Genomic DNA, 15886 nt, shown 5'->3' on the forward strand with positions numbered 1-15886 from the left:
CCGGAGACAACCGTCATGTTGCATATTTTCTGTCCCCACTGCGGCGAGCTGCGCTCCGAAGAAGAATTCCACGCTTCCGGCCAGGCCCACATCCCGCGCCCGCTGGACCCGGCCGCCTGCTCCGACGAGGAGTGGGGCACCTACATGTTCTTCCGCGACAACCCGCGTGGCATCCACCACGAGCTGTGGGACCACGTTGCCGGCTGCCGCCAGTACTTCAACGTCACCCGTGACACCGTGACCTACGAAATTCTGGAAACCTACAAGATCGGCGAGAAGCCTCAAGTCACCGCTGCCGGCAAGCAAAGCGCGGCATCCGCGACCGCCAAGGGCCAAGGGGAAAAAGTATGAGCCAGACCTATCGCCTCGCCAGCGGCGGCCGTATCGACCGCAGCAAGGTGCTGAACTTCACCTTCAACGGCAAGACCTACCAGGGCTATGCCGGCGACAGCCTGGCTGCCGCCCTGCTGGCCAACGGCGTCGACATCGTCGGGCGCAGCTTCAAGTACTCGCGCCCCCGCGGCATCATCGCCGCCGGTACCGAAGAGCCGAACGCCATCCTGCAGATCGGCTCCAGCGAAGCCACCCAGATCCCCAACGTGCGTGCCACCCAGCAGGCGCTGTACGCAGGCCTGGTCGCCACCAGCACCAACGGCTGGCCGAACGTCAACAACGACGTCATGGGCATCCTCGGCAAGGTGGGCGGCAGCATGATGCCGCCGGGCTTCTACTACAAAACCTTCATGTACCCGAAATCGTTCTGGATGACTTACGAGAAGTACATCCGCAAAGCCGCAGGCCTTGGCCGTGCGCCGCTGCAGAACGACCCGGACAGCTACGACTACATGAACCAGCACTGCGACGTGCTGATCGTCGGCGCAGGCCCCGCCGGCCTGGCAGCCGCCCTGGCCGCCGGCCGCAGCGGCGCCCGGGTGATCCTGGCCGATGAACAGGAAGAGTTCGGCGGCAGCCTGCTCGACACCCGCGAAACCCTCGACGGCAAGCCTGCCGCCGACTGGGTCAACGCGGTGATCAAAGAGCTGGAAAGCCTGCCGGAAGTGACCCTGCTTCCACGGGCCACGGTCAACGGCTACCACGACCATAACTTCCTGACCATTCACGAGCGCCTCACCGACCACCTCGGCGACCGCGCCCCGATCGGCCAGGTGCGCCACCGCGTGCACCGTGTGCGCGCCAAGCGCGTGGTACTGGCGCCCGGCGCCCACGAGCGCCCGCTGGTGTACGGCAACAACGACGTGCCGGGCAACATGCTGGCCGGTGCCGTGTCGACCTACGTGCGCCGCTACGGCGTGGCCCCAGGCCGCAAGCTGGTGCTGTCGACCAACAACGACCACGCCTACCGCGCAGCGCTCGACTGGCACGACGCCGGCCTGCAAGTGGTCGCGATCGCCGACGCCCGCCACAACCCACGTGGCTCGCTGGTTGAAGAAGCGCGTGCCAAGGGCATCCGCATCCTCACCTCCAGCGCCGTGATCGAGGCCAAAGGCAGCAAGCACGTCACCGGCGCCCGCGTGGCCGCCATCGATGTGCAGGCACACAAAGTCACCAGCCCAGGCGAGACCCTCGAGTGCGACCTGATCGCATCCTCGGGCGGTTACAGCCCGATCGTCCACCTGGCTTCGCACCTGGGCGGCCGCCCGGTATGGCGTGACGACATCCTCGGCTTCGTGCCGGGCGATGCGCCGCAGAAGCGCGAGTGCGTGGGCGGCATCAACGGCGTCTATGCCCTCGGTGACGTGATTGCCGATGGGTTCGAAGGCGGCGCCCGCGCTGCCACCGAGGCCGGTTTCAAGGCCACTGTCGGCACCCTGCCGAAAACCGTGGCGCGCAAGGAAGAGGCCACCGTGGCGCTGTTCCAGGTGCCGCACGACAAGGGCAGCAAAGGGCCGAAGCAGTTCGTCGACCAGCAGAACGACGTCACCGCCGCCGGTATCGAACTGGCCACCCGCGAAGGCTTCGAGTCGGTCGAGCACGTCAAGCGCTACACCGCGCTGGGCTTCGGTACCGACCAGGGCAAGCTGGGCAACATCAACGGCCTGGCCATCGCCGCCCGTTCGATCGGCATCACCATCCCGGAAATGGGCACCACCATGTTCCGCCCCAACTACACGCCGGTGACCTTCGGCGCGGTAGCGGGCCGGCACTGTGGCCACCTGTTCGAGCCGGTGCGCTTCACCGCTCTGCATGCCTGGCACGTCAAGAACGGCGCCGAGTTCGAGGACGTCGGCCAGTGGAAGCGCCCGTGGTACTTCCCGAAAGCCGGTGAAGATATCCACGCCGCCGTGGCCCGCGAGTGCAAGGCCGTGCGCGACAGCGTCGGCCTGCTGGATGCTTCCACCCTCGGCAAGATCGACATCCAGGGCCCGGACGCGCGCGAGTTCCTCAACCGCATCTACACCAACGCCTGGACCAAGCTCGACGTGGGCAAGGCCCGCTACGGCCTGATGTGCAAAGAGGACGGCATGGTCTTCGACGACGGCGTGACCGCCTGCGTCGGCGACAACCACTTCATCATGACCACCACCACCGGCGGCGCCGCCCGTGTGCTGCAGTGGATGGAGCTGTACCACCAGACCGAATGGCCGGAGCTGAAGGTGTACTTCACCTCGGTCACCGACCACTGGGCGACCATGACCCTGTCCGGCCCCAACAGCCGCAAGCTGCTCAGCGAGCTGACCGACATCGACATGGACAAGGAAGCCTTCCCGTTCATGACCTGGAAGGAAGGCAAGGTCGGCGGCGTGCCTGCCCGGGTGTTCCGCATCTCGTTCACCGGCGAGCTGTCGTACGAAGTGAACGTGCAGGCCAACTACGCCATGGGCGTGCTGGAGCAGATCGTCGAGGCCGGCAAGAAGTACAACCTGACCCCGTACGGCACCGAGACCATGCACGTGCTGCGTGCCGAGAAGGGCTTCATCATCGTGGGCCAGGACACCGACGGTTCGATGAACCCGGACGACCTGAACATGAGCTGGTGCGTGGGCCGCAACAAGCCGTTCTCGTGGATCGGCCTGCGTGGCATGAACCGCGAAGACTGCCTGCGCGACAATCGCAAGCAGCTGGTGGGCCTCAAGCCGGTCGACCCCAAGGTGTGGCTGCCTGAAGGCGCCCAGCTGGTGTTCGATCCCAAGCAACCGATCCCGATGGACATGGTCGGCCACGTCACTTCCAGCTACGCGGCCAACTCCCTGGGCTATTCGTTCGCCATGGGTGTGGTCAAGGGCGGCCTCAAGCGCATGGGCGAGCGGGTGTATTCGCCACAGGCCGATGGCAGCGTGATCGAGGCGGAAATCGTCTCCGCGGTGTTCTTCGATCCGAAGGGTGAGCGGCAGAACGTTTGATCACAGGATGATGCGACACGTGGGAGCGGGCTTGCCCCGCGATGCGATGGAGGCCTTGACGCCCCCATCGCGGGGCAAGCCCGCTCCCACGAGGTCAGTGTGATCCCTCGCACAAGAATTCAAGGCAGGTAAGAAATGAGCGCTATCAACGTCTTCCAGCAAAACCCCGGCCCTGATGCCAAGGCTCAGTCGCCACTGCACCACGCCGACCTGGCCAGCCTGGTCGGCAAGGGCCGCAAGAACGCAGGCGTCACCCTGCGCGAGAAGAAATTCCTCGGCCACCTGACCCTGCGTGGCGATGGCCACGACCCGGCCTTCGCCGGCGCCGTGCACAAGGCCCTGGGCCTGGAACTGCCGGTGGCCCTGACCGTGGTCGCCAACGGCGACATGTCGCTGCAATGGATGGGCCCGGATGAGTTCCTGCTGATCGTCCCCGGCGGTCAGGAAGTGGAAGTCGAGAACAAGCTGCGTGCAGCCCTCGACGGCCAGCACATCCAGGTGGTCAACGTCAGCGGCGGGCAGACCCTGCTCGAGCTGCGCGGCCCCAACGTGCGCGACGTGCTGATGAAATCCACCAGCTATGATGTTCACCCGAACAACTTCCCGGTGGGCAAGGCCGTGGGTACCGTGTTCGCCAAGTCGCAGCTGGTGATCCGTCGCACCGCCGAAGACACCTGGGAGTTGATGATCCGCCGCAGCTTCTCCGACTACTGGTGGCTGTGGCTGCAGGACGCATCGGCCGAATACGGCCTGGCCATCGAAGCTTAAGGAGTACACAGCATGAGTCGGGCACCGGACACCTGGATTCTCACTGCCGACTGCCCGAGCATGCTCGGCACCGTCGATGTGGTGACGCGTCACCTCTATGAGCAGCGCTGCTACGTCACCGAGCACCATTCCTTCGATGACCGGCTGTCGGGGCGGTTTTTCATTCGCGTGGAATTCCGCGCCCCCGACGGTTTCGACGAAGCCGCTTTTCGTGCCGGCCTGGCCGAGCGCAGCGAAGCGTTCGGCATGGCCCTTGAGCTGAGTGCACCCCATCACCGGCCCAAGGTGGTGATCATGGTGTCCAAGGCCGACCACTGCCTGAACGATCTGTTGTACCGCCAGCGCATCGGCCAGTTGGCCATGGACGTGGTCGCGGTGGTGTCCAACCACCCCGACCTCGAGCCCTTGGCCCATTGGCACAAGATTCCCTATTACCACTTTGCCCTCGACCCCCACGACAAGCCGGCGCAGGAGCGCAAGGTGTTGCAAGTGATTGAAGAGTCGGGTGCGGAGCTGGTGATCCTCGCTCGCTACATGCAGGTATTGTCGCCTGAGCTGTGCCGCCGGCTGGACGGTTGCGCGATCAACATCCACCACTCGCTGCTGCCGGGGTTCAAGGGCGCCAAGCCTTATCACCAGGCTTACAACAAGGGCGTGAAGATGGTTGGTGCCACCGCGCATTACATCAACAACGACCTGGATGAAGGGCCGATCATTACCCAAGGGGTGGAGGTGGTGGACCACAGCCATTACCCCGAGGATCTGATCGCCAAAGGGCGGGATATCGAGTGCCTGACCCTGGCGCGGGCGGTGGGGTATCACATCGAGCGGCGGGTGTTCCTGAACGCCAACAGGACCGTAGTTCTTTAAACACCTGAGCTGCCCCTTTCGCGGGTAAACCCGCTCCCACAGGTTCTGTGCAATACCTGTGGGAGCGGGTTTACCCGCGAAAGGGCCGGCACTTTTTCAACTGCCGCAAAAAGACATCCCCCTGTCGCATCCAGTCACCGCGACATCCCCCATCAGGCCCACAATTCCTGCATTCCAGAAACACATGCCGCCCATGGATGGCGGCGCTTCAACCAACGCTGCATAAATACAAATCAAGCGAGGTAAGAGCATGTCTGGCAATCGTGGAGTGGTGTATCTCGGCGCTGGCAAGGTCGAAGTACAGAAAATCGACTACCCGAAAATGCAGGACCCGCGCGGCAAGAAGATCGAACACGGCGTCATCCTCAAGGTGGTTTCCACCAACATCTGCGGCTCCGACCAGCACATGGTCCGTGGCCGCACCACTGCCCAGGTCGGCCTAGTGCTGGGCCACGAAATCACCGGTGAAATCGTCGAGAAGGGCAGCGACGTCGAGCGCATGCAGATTGGCGACCTGGTGTCGGTACCCTTCAACGTCGCCTGCGGCCGCTGCCGCTCCTGCAAAGAGATGCACACTGGTGTGTGCCTTACCGTCAACCCGGCCCGCGCCGGTGGCGCCTATGGCTACGTCGACATGGGTGACTGGACTGGCGGCCAGGCTGAGTACGTGCTGGTGCCCTACGCCGACTTCAACCTGCTGAAACTGCCCGAGCGTGACAAGGCCATGGAGAAGATCCGTGACCTGACTTGCCTGTCCGACATTCTGCCCACCGGCTACCACGGCGCCGTTACCGCTGGCGTTGGCCCAGGCAGCACCGTGTACGTCGCGGGCGCCGGCCCGGTCGGCCTGGCCGCTGCCGCCTCGGCCCGTCTGCTGGGCGCTGCCTGCGTCATCGTTGGCGACCTGAACCCTGCCCGCCTGGCCCACGCCAAGTCCCAGGGCTTCGAAGTGGTCGACCTGTCCAAGGACACCCCGCTGCACGAGCAGATCGTCGATATTCTCGGCGAGCCGGAAGTGGACTGCGCCGTCGACGCCGTAGGCTTCGAAGCCCGTGGCCACGGCCATGAAGGCGCCAAGCACGAGGCCCCGGCTACTGTGCTCAACTCGTTGATGCAGGTGACCCGCGTTGCCGGCAGCATCGGTATCCCGGGCCTGTACGTGACCGAAGACCCGGGTGCGGTGGATGCTGCCGCCAAGATCGGTGCGCTGAGCATTCGCTTTGGTTTGGGCTGGGCCAAGTCGCACAGCTTCCACACCGGGCAGACCCCGACCATGAAGTACAACCGCCAGCTGATGCAGGCGATCATGTGGGACCGCATCAACATTGCCGAAGTGGTGGGCGTGCAGGTGATCAACCTCGACCAGGCGCCGGAAGGCTATGGCGAGTTCGATGCCGGCGTGCCGAAGAAGTTTGTGATCGACCCGCACAAGATGTGGGGCGCGGCTTGATTCGCTAGGTGATGCCCCTCCCAGTGAGGGGCATTTTTTTGCCTGTCAGCCATGCCTGACCTCGGTATTACCTGGGCTAGTCCTGAACGCGCGGTGCAGGTTAGCGCTCAAGTCGTTCGGGTCGGCAGCTCTTGCGGCTAGGTGATTTCCCCAGAGTGTCAGGCCGTCGCGGCGATTCTGCAGGTTGTTCAGGTGAGCAGGGCCGGGATCGATGGCCGGATGATTCCATGCTTTCGCTACTTGCGCGGCATTCAGCTTATCGCTGACTTCGAGATATTCCTTCAGGTTGGTGCTGGTGACATGTACCGTGACTGGGCCTTTGTGCGGTTCGGCGATCACCTCGTAGAGTTTGGTGGTCTGCTTTATCGTGTAGGCGGTGGTAACCGCCTTGCTCTGCGCATGCTCGCCTTGCACCTCCGTCTTGATTGTCGTTGTGCTCCGCGATTCATGATGGTGCACCAGGAAGCTCCGCACGATTTTGGGGCTTTTGGGCGTGACTATCTTGGGTGTGATAATTGCTGGAGCAGGTTCGACAAGTATCTGCACATGCCCGCTCGGATCAGAATGATTGATCGGGTCGGCGCTGCAGTATGCATAAGCGTTTAGCCCTCCCCGTCCAAACGGGCTCCAGCTGTCGGGTGAGCGAAACCGCATCAACACCGGGGTGTATGCGCGGTAGCCGTTACCAAGCTGGTAGCACCCCGTTACCGGCTCAAAACGTTCGCCATTGAACCCAAGCAATGTCCCGAAGGCCTGTACTTCCGGCGCGTGACCGTAGGCGGTATAGGCAAGGCCTGACTCAGGCGTTTGCTTGTGCCTGGCCAATACTGAACCTTTGCTGTCGGTTGCAAGCAGGCCAGTACCGTGGGCTGGGTGGTAGTCGGCCAGCGGCCTGTCGGCGTTGCGCAGAATACTGTGCAGTTGGCCGTCTTGGTCGACAGTCACCAGTTTGCTGCTCTGGTAGAAGAACCGGGTGCTGTTCGTCTGGCGTTTCATGCAGGGCTCCTGTTTGTGGCCAGGGGCTGATTAGCGTTGCATCAGACTATTGATCAGGCGTTGGGTGTGCGGCTACTGGCAAAAATGACAGGTGCATACGGCCCTGGGCCTGTACGTGACCGAGGATCCGGGTACGGTGGATGCTGCCGCCAAGGTCGGTGCACTGAGCATTCGCTTTGGCCTGGGCTGGGCCAAGTCGCACAGCTTCCACACCGGGCAGACCCGGACCATGAAGTACAACCGGCAGTTGATGCAGGCGATCATGTGGGATCGGATCAACATCGCCGAGGTGGTGGGTGTGCAGGTGATTAGCCTGGATCAGGCGCCCGAAGGTTACGGCGAGTTTGATGCAGGGGTGCCCAAGAAATCTGTGATTGACCCGCATAAGACGTTTAGTGCGACTTGACAGTGTAAAGCAAGCAGAGGCCCCTCTTGACGAGGGGCTTTTCGCGGCACGTCAAGACGCAGATTGACTTAATACGGCGGAGTAATTATACGAGTGTCAAGTCGGCTCGGTATTATCAATCTGTGGCCGTCACGCATCAATTGAGCCAGCTCAGGGTGGTACTGAACTTTAAAACTAGGTCTGAATGCGTTTTCCTCAGTAAGCGCTGCTATGACATTTTCATGTCTGACGGTAATTTTTTCATTCAATGCAGTTGTCAGTTGGTGATGGAGATTTTCCAGTGTGACGAATTTATCTATGTTCTTCATGTTGTTTTCGAGTGAAGGGTTGAGTGACTCTCTTGCTTTGTTTAGTTCGTTTTTTGAAATTCTTTGCATGTACCTTATTTCCTCATAGCTTTTTTCACTAAGATCGAATTGAGTGAATGTTTTTTTTGCAAGTCGTGTACTACTTGTCGGCCTGGCGAGCTCGGGGCCGCGTTTCAACGATTTGATTAATGAGCTATAAGGCTTTATTTTTAGCGGAATGTAATATAGGAAAGAATCGTGCCCCAATGGGTCTGTGCGGTTTATGGGGTCATTTTCGCAATAGCAGTAGGCATTGATCCCTCCATCGCCAAAAGGACTCCAGCTGTCGGGTGAGTGAAATCGCATCAGTGCCGGGCTATATGCACGGTAACCGTTACCAAGCTGGTAGCACGTTGTGGCGGCTTTGAAGGCTTCACCATTGAAGCCGAGCAGCGCACCTGTGAGTTGCAGTGTCGGGTCGTGACCATAGGCTGTGAACCTGTGGTCTGGCTCTTCCTCGCCGTCTTGTACTGCCAGTACCGAATTGCTGCGGTCGGTGGCGAGTAGTCCGTTGGTACTGTCTGATTGCTGCTCGGCCAACGGCATGTCGGCAGTGCGGAAGATGGCACGTTGTTGGCCGCCCTGACTCACAGTGACGAGCTTGCCGTTCTGGTAGAAGAAATACGTGGTGCTTGCCTGCTTTTTCATGGAAGCCTCCTGTTCGCTGACCGATGCTGCTGGCGCGTATTGCAAGCAGATGATGATCAGGGGCGAGGCAGACGGCTACTGGCAGAATTAACAGGTATGCGGAATTGGCCTACTGAGTCTTGGGCAGCGTCCTACTGAAGTTCGTAGGGTTATGGAAATATCCTACGCAGCCTGTCGATATGCGTCTGATTGTCCGGGGAAACACTGGCCACTAGGCTCTGCCGGTCGCTGAAGGTTCAGCGATCGGGGTGTGGAAACCCCTGCGGTATATGGTTGTTGTCGATATGACAGTTGTGCGCGGGAGGCCTTTGGGCCTACCGGGTTCGCCATATGCCTGGTTTTCCACCCCGCGTACAGCTGTCACCCCACTGTGTGGAAACGGAAGGGTGTCGCATAACCAATATGGTGAGCGCAAGAAAAAAATCGTCCCCGACCCACCCGAAGACCTCCACGTCAAATTCGAACTCCCACCCGGTCAATCCCTCTCCACCGCCATCCTCGAAGGCGCCGTGCCCATCGAGGAGGTGCTCATGAACGTCTGCCATTACATGTTCATCGCCTACACCGACGGCTGCCACGCCCAGGAGCTGGCGACGGGGGGCGATTTGAAGAGGCTCCAGGCGTCGAGCCTGCAACACCTGACGGTGGCCTGGGGGCAGGTGGATGCGTTGGTGGGGGCCTTGCGGCAGGTGCCGGCCTCAAGCTTCTATCAGCCAAATTGAGGTGATTGCGGCCGCTTGGCGGCCCATCGCCGGCAAGCCGGCTTCCACATGGACCGCGCCATCCTCAAGGCCAGCGTCATACCTGTGGGAGCTGGCTTGCCAGCGATGAGGCCAGCGCCGACCACCGGCCCGGAACAAAGGTTCAAACCCCCAGTCAAACCCCTCGTTTCCCGGCCATCCCGGCCGACGAGGTCCCTCCCGATGAAAGCATTCACCCTGGCAACCCTGATGACCCTGGCCGCAAGCCCGGTGTTCGCCTTCAACCTCAGCGACGTTGCCAACGCGGTTTCCGCCACGCAAAACCAGCAGCAGAGCGCCCCGGTGCAGGCTCCCGAAGGCCAGGCCAACCTGCTCAACACCCTGGGCAGCGAACTGAAAATCACCCCAGAGCAGGCCATCGGCGGCGCCGGAGCGATGCTGGGGCTGGCGCGCAACAACCTCAGCGGCGATGACTATGGCCAGCTGACCAAGGCCGTGCCGGGGCTGGACTTGCTGTCGGGGGCCAGTGCGTTGGGCGGATTGAGCGGCCTGGGGCAGTTGCTGGGCAACGGCAAGACCGACTCGCCGCTGGGCAATGCACTGGGTGGCGAGGTGCAGAATCGCAACGACCTGGATACCGCGTTCAAGGCGCTGGGCCTGGATACCGGGATGATCGGGCAGTTTGCGCCGTTGATCCTGCAATACCTGGGGCAACAGGGGATTGCCGGGTCGTTGCTGCAGAACCTGGGGAATTTGTGGGCGACGCCGGCGCCGTTGGCTCAGCCATCGGTCTAATTGCCTGACGCGGTCCCTGTGGGAGCGGGTTTACCCGCGAAGGCGGCGGCACATTCACCCTCGCATTCGCGGGTGAACCCGCTCCCACAGGCTCTATGTTCCTTCAAGCGATTTCGGTGAAGTCCACCAGGCGCACCGGCTTGCGAAAGCCCGCCGTCAGCGCCGCGAGGTAAGCCAACCCCAGGGCAAACCAGCAAAGTCCGATCACCAGCGTCAGCGCCGACAGGCTGGTCCACAGCCACAAGGTCAGGCCCAATCCCACCAGCGGCACCACGCCATAGCGCAGCAACCCCTTGAGGTTGCGATGCATGCTTTCGTTCACCAGGTGGGTCTTCACCACCGCCAGGTTCACCGCCGAGAACGCCACCAGCGCGCCGAAGCTGATCAGCGAGGCCAGGGTGGCCAGGTCGATCACCAACGCCAGCAGCGAGAACGCCGACACCAGCAGGGTGGCGAACACCGGTGTGCCGAAGCGCGGCGACAGGTAGCCGAAGCTGCGCTGCGGCAGTACGCGGTCGCGGCCCATGGTGAACAGGATGCGCGATACCGCCGCCTGCGAGGCCAGCGCCGAGCCCAGGCTGCCGGCGACGAAGGCGGCGGTGAAGAAGTTGGCGAGGAACTGCCCGCCGGCCTTGAGCATCACTTCGTTGGCCGCCGCATCGGCGTTGGCGAAGTGGCTGCCCGGCAGCACCAGTTGGCTGACATAGGCCAGCACGGTGAACAGCAGGCCGGCGCCCAGGGTGGTGAGGATGATTGCCCGGGGCACGTCGCGGCGGGCGTCCTTGCACTCTTCGGCCAGGGTGGAGACGGCGTCGAAGCCAAGGAACGACAGACACAGCACCGCCGCCCCCGCCATCAGCGCGCCGAAGCCCGGTGCGCTGCCATCGCCGCGCAATGGCGCCAGCAAATCCACCGGCTGCCCGGCCAGGCCTTGCCACGACAGGGCGACGAACACGCCGATGAAGACGATCTGCGCGCCGACAATCAGGTTGCTGGTCTTGGCCACCGAGTGGATACCGATCACGTTAAGCACCGTCACCAGGGCGATGGAGGCCAGCACGATGGCCCAGGCCGGTATGGCCGGGAAGGCGATGTTGAGGAACAGCCCGATCAGCAGGTAGTTGATCATCGGGATGAACAGGTAATCGAGCAGCAGCGACCAGCCGGCCAGGAAACCCACGTTGGGGCCGAAGGCCATGTTGGTGTAGGAGTACGCCGAACCCGCGACGGGGAAGCGCCGGACCATGAAGCTGTAGGAGGTGGCGGTGAACAGCATGGCCAGCAGGGTGACCAGGTAGGCGCCGGCAGTGCGGCCACCGGTGAGCTCGGTGACGATGCCGTAGGTGGTGAAGATGGTCAGCGGGACCATGTACACCAGGCCGAAGAACACCAGGGCGGGCAGGCCCAGGACACGGCGCAGTTGCGCGGGGGCGGAGCAAGGTTGGGTTGCCATCGATCAATCCTGGCTTTTTTGTAGTTGTGGTTGATCGATTTTTATCCACCAGGGTGGCTGGTGACAAACAAAGAGTTGCTAATGTCGATTATTAATCTGGATTTTAATCGGGAATTTGCGCTGTTTTTGCTGGCCTCTTCGCGGGTAAACCCGCTCCCACAGGGTTGGCGCAGTTCCTGTGGGACCGGGTTTACCCGCGAAGAGGCCAGACCAGGCTTAGCGCATCTCTGCCCGCAGTTCCTCGATGCGCTGGTCCTTCTCCACCCACAGCTGGTTCACCCAGCTCTGCACGGTCTGGCGGAACACCGGGTCGTTCTCGTAATCGCCCGCACACAGCGCCGGGTCCAGCTCACGCACGCGAATGTCGATGATCACCCGGCTGATGCTGCCGTTGAGCAGGTCCCAGAACCCTGGGGCCTTGTTGCCCGGGTAGACGATGGTCACGTCCAGCAACGCATCGAGCTGTTCGCCCAGCGCCGCCAGCACGAAGGCCACGCCGCCGGCCTTGGGCTTGAGCAGGTGGCGGTAGGGCGACTGCTGCTGGGCATGCTTGGCCTGGGTGAAACGGGTGCCTTCGAGGTAGTTGACCACGGTCACCGGCTGGCGTTTGAACAGCTCGCAGGCGGCCTTGGTGATTTCCAGGTCCTTGCCCTTGAGCTCGGGGTGCTTGTCGAGGAAGGCCTTGCTGTAGCGCTTCATGAACGGGTAGTCCAGCCCCCACCAGGCCAGGCCCAGCAGCGGCACCCAGATCAGCTCCTTCTTGAGGAAGAACTTGAAGAACGGCACGCGGCGGTTGAGGCTTTCGATCAGCGCGGGGATATCGACCCAGGTCTGGTGGTTGCTGATGCACAGGTACGAGGTGTCCTGGCGCAGGGTGTCGACGCCGCGCACCTCCCATTGGGTGGGGATGCACAGGGCGAAGATGGCCTTGTCGACTTCCGACCAGCTTTCGGCCATCCACATCACCCCGGCGGAGGCATAGTCGCGCCCGCGCCCGGGCAGCACCAGCTTGAGCAGGGCGAAAACCAGCAGCGGGCCGATCATCACCAGGGTGTTGAGCAGCAGCAGGGTGGTGGTGAGCAGGCCAGTCAACAGGCGACGCATAAGGGAACTCTTGTTGTGTGAAAGGTACGGGCGGCAATGATAAGCAGCCCGGTGGCCTACGCCAAACGTCGTACGTCCATTAAGTGGCACAAATGTTTCACATTGTGTTGTTTAACCTGTGGCACCGAACCTATCCTGCCCGCACAGTCTAAGCACTGACCCCTCTCAAGGAAGCCTGTCCCGTGAAACCCTTGCTTGCCCTGCTGTCCCTGCTGGCGTTGCCGGTCATGGCCGCCGAGCCCACGCTCTACGGCCGTTACGAGAACATCAAGTTGCCGGAGATCGGCGAAACCCTGAAAGCCAAGATGGACACCGGTGCCTACACCGCGTCGTTGTCGGCCAAGGATATCGAGCTGTTCACCCGCGACGGTCAGGAATGGGTGCGCTTTCGCCTGGCGACCAAGGACGCCGATGGCAAGGTCTACGAGCATGAGGTTTCGCGCATCAGCAAGATCAAGAACCGCGCCGACGAGGACGAGGAGGGCGATGCCCCCGAGCTGTCTCGCCGCCCGGTGGTCGACCTGGAGCTGTGCCTGGGTGACGTGAAGCGCACCGTGGAGGTCAACCTGGTCGATCGCAGCAACTTCAACTATCCGTTGCTGGTCGGCGCCAAGGCCTTGAAGAAGTTCAAGGCGGCGGTGAACCCGGCGGAGAAGTTCACGGCGGGCAAGCCGAGCTGCTGATTCGCCATCTGCAAGTTTCAAGCGACAAGCTGCAAGAAACAGCGGATCGGTGTAAGTTGCCGCGATCCGTTTTCACTTGAAGCTTGCAGCTTGAGGCTTGCCGCTCAGATGCCCCACATCCTCATCGTCGAAGACGAATCCGCCATCGCCGACACCCTGGTCTACGCCCTGCAGGCCGACGGCCACAGCACCGAATGGGTGACCCTGGGCAGCGCCGCAGTCGAGCAGCAGCGCCTGCGCCCGGCGGACCTGGTGATCCTCGACATCGGCCTGCCAGACATCAGCGGCTTCGAAACCTGCCGCCAGCTGCGCCGCTTCAGCGAGGTGCCGGTGATGTTCCTCAGCGCCCGCGACGCCGAGATCGACCGCGTGCTGGGCCTGGAAATCGGTGCCGACGACTACGTGGTCAAACCCTTCAGCCCGCGCGAAGTGGCGGCCCGGGTAAGGGCGATCCTCAAGCGCATGGCGCCACGCAGCGAGCCGGCCACAGACAGCACGCCGTTCCAGCTCGACAGCCTGGCCATGCGTATCGTCTATCGCAGCCAGGCGCTGGCGCTGACCCGTCACGAGTTCCGCCTGCTGCAATGCCTGCTCGAACAACCGCGGCGGGTGTTCAGCCGCGAGCAACTGCTCGATGGCCTGGGCGTGGCCTCGGACGTGGGCTACGAACGCACCATCGACAGCCATATCAAGAGCCTGCGCACCAAGCTGCGCCAGGTGGCCGCCGACGCCGAACCGATCCAGACCCACCGCGGCCTGGGTTACAGCTACAGCCCGGAGCACGCCTGATGCGCCTGGGGATTCGCATCTTCCTGGTGTACTTCCTGTTCGTCGGGCTGGCCGGTTATTTTCTGCTCAACACCGTGCGCGAACAGATCCGCCCGGTGGTGCGCCAGTCCTCCGAGGAAACCTTGGTGGACACCGCCAACCTGCTGGCGGAAATCCTCCATGACGACGTCAAGCACGGCACCCTGAACCAGAGCCGCCTGTCGCAGGTGCTGCAGTCCTACGGCGAGCGCCGCCCCAGCGCGCAGATCTGGGGGCTGGCGAAGAACCAGGTCAGTCACCGCATCTATGTCACCGACGCCAAGGGCATCGTGTTGCTCGATTCCAGCGGCCAGGCCCTGGGCAAGGACTATTCGCGCTGGAACGATGTCTACCTCACCCTGCGCGGGCAGTACGGCGCGCGCTCGACCCGCAGCGACCCGGACGACGAAAGCACCTCGGTGATGCATGTGGCGGCGCCGATCCTCGATGACGGGCAGATCATCGGCGTGGTGACGGTGGCCAAGCCCAACAGCTCGCTGCAACCCTACATCGACCGTTCCGAACAGCGCCTGCTGAGCCTCGGGCTGGGGCTGATCGTGCTCGGCCTGTTGGTCGGCGCGGCGCTGTCGTGGTGGCTGACCCGCTCGCTGCGCCGGCTCACCCACTATGCCCAGGCGGTCAGCGAAGGCGAGCGCGCCGCTTTGCCGCACTACAAGGGCGGCGAGTTGCAGCAGTTGGCCACGGCGGTGGAGCGCATGCGTACGCAGCTGGAAGGCAAGGCCTATGTCGAGCGCTACGTGCACACCCTTACCCATGAGCTGAAGAGCCCGCTGGCGGCGATCCGCGGTGCCTCGGAGCTGCTCCAGGGCGCCATGCCGGATGAGCAGCGGGCGCGCTTCGCCGGCAATATCGAGCGTGAGAGCGAGCGCCTGCAGCAGATGATCGAGCGCCTGCTCAACCTGGCCCGGGTCGAGCAGATGCAGGCGCTGGAGGACGAGCAGCAGGTGGCGTTGGCGGCGCTGGTCGATGAGCTGCTGCTGGCCCATGGGGCGCGAATCGACAATGCCGGCTTGCAGGTGCGCCAGCGGGTGCCGGTGGATATCCGCCTGTGGTGCGACCCGTTTTTGATGCGCCAGGCGTTGGCCAACTTGCTGGACAACGCCCTGGACTTCACCCCACAGGGCGGCGCCTTGCTGTTCGAGCTGGAGCGCGAGGGCGAGCGGGTGGCGCTGAGTCTGTTCAACCAGGGGCAGGCGATTCCCGAGTACGCGCTGGGGCGGGTGAGCGAGCGGTTCTATTCACTGCCAAGGCCGGATACCGGGCGCAAGAGCACCGGACTGGGGTTGAACTTCGTCGCCGAGGTGATGCAGCTGCATGGCGGCTCGCTGGCGGTGGACAACGTGCCAGGCGGGGTGCGGGTGAGGTTGTGGCTGCCGGCGCGGCGCCTGAGCTGACAACCACGCACTGTGGGAGCGGGCTTGCCCCGCGATGAGGCCAGCCCAGACAACCTCACTGCTTGATCGGGCCTCATCGCG

General features: G+C 62.8%; 14 protein-coding genes and 1 pseudogene. 11 read left to right on the top strand and 4 right to left on the bottom strand.

Annotation, left to right across the window (positions count from 1 at the left end; all coding sequences use genetic code 11):
- Positions 1–15: 15 nt before the first annotated feature.
- The 5 genes from F6X61_RS05525 (at position 16) to fdhA (ending at position 6450) form a co-directional block, all read left to right on the top strand.
- The gene (locus F6X61_RS05525) at positions 16–351 is read left to right on the top strand and encodes a sarcosine oxidase subunit delta (protein WP_110992278.1); all 336 of its coding nucleotides are present in this window, start codon (positions 16–18) and stop codon (positions 349–351) included.
- On the top strand, positions 348–3362 hold the full coding sequence (locus F6X61_RS05530) for a sarcosine oxidase subunit alpha (protein WP_153785738.1): 3015 nt from the start codon (positions 348–350) through the stop codon (positions 3360–3362). Before F6X61_RS05525 ends, F6X61_RS05530 begins: the two co-directional genes overlap by 4 nt.
- Positions 3363–3497: 135 nt before the next feature.
- On the top strand, positions 3498–4130 hold the full coding sequence (locus tag F6X61_RS05535; RefSeq protein WP_110992280.1) for a sarcosine oxidase subunit gamma: 633 nt from the start codon (positions 3498–3500) through the stop codon (positions 4128–4130).
- Positions 4131–4142: 12 nt separating this feature from the next.
- Positions 4143–5000: a formyltetrahydrofolate deformylase gene (gene purU / locus F6X61_RS05540; protein WP_153785739.1), complete on the top strand. Its 858-nt coding sequence runs from the start codon at positions 4143–4145 to the stop codon at positions 4998–5000.
- A 250-nt stretch (positions 5001–5250) separates the two neighbouring features.
- Positions 5251–6450 (top strand): formaldehyde dehydrogenase, glutathione-independent, encoded by a 1200-nt coding sequence (fdhA, locus tag F6X61_RS05545; protein WP_012270123.1) that lies wholly within the window; start codon positions 5251–5253, stop codon positions 6448–6450.
- A 45-nt stretch (positions 6451–6495) separates the two neighbouring features.
- On the opposite strand, the gene F6X61_RS05550 is transcribed toward fdhA, so the two are convergent.
- Positions 6496–7446 carry an RHS repeat-associated core domain-containing protein gene (locus F6X61_RS05550; protein WP_153785740.1) on the bottom strand — a complete coding sequence of 317 codons (951 nt, stop codon included), beginning with the start codon at positions 7444–7446 and terminating at the stop codon, positions 6496–6498.
- Positions 7447–7552: 106 nt separating this feature from the next.
- Between F6X61_RS05550 and F6X61_RS05555 the strand changes: the two are divergent.
- Positions 7553–7852, top strand: a pseudogene (locus F6X61_RS05555) (formaldehyde dehydrogenase, glutathione-independent); the annotation flags it as partial.
- Positions 7853–7920: 68 nt separating this feature from the next.
- On the opposite strand, the gene F6X61_RS05560 reads toward F6X61_RS05555, so the two are convergent.
- On the bottom strand, positions 7921–8847 hold the full coding sequence (locus F6X61_RS05560) for an RHS repeat-associated core domain-containing protein (protein ID WP_153785741.1): 927 nt from the start codon (positions 8845–8847) through the stop codon (positions 7921–7923).
- A 386-nt stretch (positions 8848–9233) separates the two neighbouring features.
- On the opposite strand from F6X61_RS05560, the gene F6X61_RS05565 reads away from it, so the two are divergent.
- Positions 9234–9569, top strand: coding sequence for a hypothetical protein (locus F6X61_RS05565; protein WP_153785742.1), 336 nt, complete (start codon positions 9234–9236; stop codon positions 9567–9569).
- A 201-nt stretch (positions 9570–9770) separates the two neighbouring features.
- Positions 9771–10343, top strand: a complete 573-nt coding sequence (locus tag F6X61_RS05570) for a DUF2780 domain-containing protein (RefSeq protein WP_153785743.1) — start codon at positions 9771–9773, stop codon at positions 10341–10343.
- A gap of 103 nt (positions 10344–10446) precedes the next feature.
- On the opposite strand, the gene F6X61_RS05575 is transcribed toward F6X61_RS05570, so the two are convergent.
- Together F6X61_RS05575 and F6X61_RS05580 are read right to left on the bottom strand one after the other, a co-directional pair.
- Positions 10447–11796: an APC family permease gene (locus F6X61_RS05575; protein WP_153785744.1), complete on the bottom strand. Its 1350-nt coding sequence runs from the start codon at positions 11794–11796 to the stop codon at positions 10447–10449.
- A 216-nt stretch (positions 11797–12012) separates the two neighbouring features.
- On the bottom strand, positions 12013–12900 hold the full coding sequence (locus tag F6X61_RS05580; RefSeq protein WP_153785745.1) for an acyltransferase: 888 nt from the start codon (positions 12898–12900) through the stop codon (positions 12013–12015).
- Between the two features lie 182 nt (positions 12901–13082).
- Between F6X61_RS05580 and F6X61_RS05585 the strand changes: the two genes are divergently transcribed.
- From F6X61_RS05585 to creC, 3 genes are all read left to right on the top strand, one after another.
- Positions 13083–13583, top strand: coding sequence for an ATP-dependent zinc protease (locus F6X61_RS05585; RefSeq protein ID WP_153785746.1), 501 nt, complete (start codon positions 13083–13085; stop codon positions 13581–13583).
- A gap of 108 nt (positions 13584–13691) precedes the next feature.
- Positions 13692–14372 carry a two-component system response regulator CreB gene (gene creB / locus F6X61_RS05590; RefSeq protein WP_153785747.1) on the top strand — a complete coding sequence of 227 codons (681 nt, stop codon included), beginning with the start codon at positions 13692–13694 and terminating at the stop codon, positions 14370–14372.
- Entirely contained in the window at positions 14372–15805 is a 1434-nt protein-coding gene (gene creC, locus F6X61_RS05595; RefSeq protein WP_153785748.1) for a two-component system sensor histidine kinase CreC, read from the top strand. The genes creB and creC overlap by 1 nt, the downstream gene beginning before the upstream one ends.
- Positions 15806–15886 lie beyond the last annotated feature (81 nt).

Origin of the sequence: Pseudomonas sp. EMN2 (assembly GCF_009650555.1) — a bacterium.
Classification (GTDB): Bacteria; Pseudomonadota; Gammaproteobacteria; order Pseudomonadales; family Pseudomonadaceae; genus Aquipseudomonas; species Aquipseudomonas sichuanensis.

Coding starts and splice junctions, on each gene's coding strand:
- F6X61_RS05525 (WP_110992278.1), top strand. CDS start 16: ATGTTGCATATTTTCTGTCCCCACTGCGGCGAGCTGCGCTCCGAAGAA.
- F6X61_RS05530 (WP_153785738.1), top strand. CDS start 348: ATGAGCCAGACCTATCGCCTCGCCAGCGGCGGCCGTATCGACCGCAGC.
- F6X61_RS05535 (WP_110992280.1), top strand. CDS start 3,498: ATGAGCGCTATCAACGTCTTCCAGCAAAACCCCGGCCCTGATGCCAAG.
- purU (WP_153785739.1), top strand. CDS start 4,143: ATGAGTCGGGCACCGGACACCTGGATTCTCACTGCCGACTGCCCGAGC.
- fdhA (WP_012270123.1), top strand. CDS start 5,251: ATGTCTGGCAATCGTGGAGTGGTGTATCTCGGCGCTGGCAAGGTCGAA.
- F6X61_RS05550 (WP_153785740.1), bottom strand. CDS start 7,446: ATGAAACGCCAGACGAACAGCACCCGGTTCTTCTACCAGAGCAGCAAA.
- F6X61_RS05560 (WP_153785741.1), bottom strand. CDS start 8,847: ATGAAAAAGCAGGCAAGCACCACGTATTTCTTCTACCAGAACGGCAAG.
- F6X61_RS05570 (WP_153785743.1), top strand. CDS start 9,771: ATGAAAGCATTCACCCTGGCAACCCTGATGACCCTGGCCGCAAGCCCG.
- F6X61_RS05575 (WP_153785744.1), bottom strand. CDS start 11,796: ATGGCAACCCAACCTTGCTCCGCCCCCGCGCAACTGCGCCGTGTCCTG.
- F6X61_RS05580 (WP_153785745.1), bottom strand. CDS start 12,900: ATGCGTCGCCTGTTGACTGGCCTGCTCACCACCACCCTGCTGCTGCTC.
- creB (WP_153785747.1), top strand. CDS start 13,692: ATGCCCCACATCCTCATCGTCGAAGACGAATCCGCCATCGCCGACACC.
- creC (WP_153785748.1), top strand. CDS start 14,372: ATGCGCCTGGGGATTCGCATCTTCCTGGTGTACTTCCTGTTCGTCGGG.